This is a genomic window from Rhodococcus sp. P4_F3_2 (genome assembly GCF_056401335.1).
In genome coordinates, this window is record NZ_JBFUJN010000166.1 from 1 (window position 1) to 500 (window position 500).

The 500-nt window shown below is 36.3% G+C and carries 1 protein-coding gene; it reads right to left on the bottom strand.

All coding sequences use genetic code 11. The features are described 5' to 3' along the window. The coding region (locus AC1DWA_RS33260; protein ID WP_477917724.1) for a hypothetical protein at window positions 1-500 on the bottom strand (500 nt) is incomplete at both ends.

Here is a 500-nt window from a genome sequence, read left to right on the forward strand (position 1 = left end):
ATATCAGGGTTTTTAGAAACATATTCTTCAATTAAGGCCATCAGTGATTCTTTATAAATAGAAGTTCCATCCGCTTTACYCGTATAACCATCCATCCATTTTGTTGGCGCTTGCGGTACTAAAACGTAGGCACCTTCAAAATAAGCCTGAGTTTCTTTTGTGATAAAACTAACAGCTTTATTGGCAGATAAGGGAATTGTTGCATCTGTTCCTCCCTCTCCTCCACCATGTAGCCAAATGATTAATGGATTCTTTTTCTTATCCTTTGCCGGYGCATGACTTGCGTATGCTAATTCTATATTTTGATATATACCTTTTTTAATTGTAAAATCATCTACGAGTTCTTTTTTCTCTCCCGCAAACTKTTTCACTACAAGCCCTGACAACTTTCCTTTATTTGTTATCATGTCTTTTTGCTGAGTAATGGTATATTGACTGTCTACCCATGCATTTAAYCCTGTACCATATTCATCGTAATTTAGTGGTGCTCCTAATGAAAC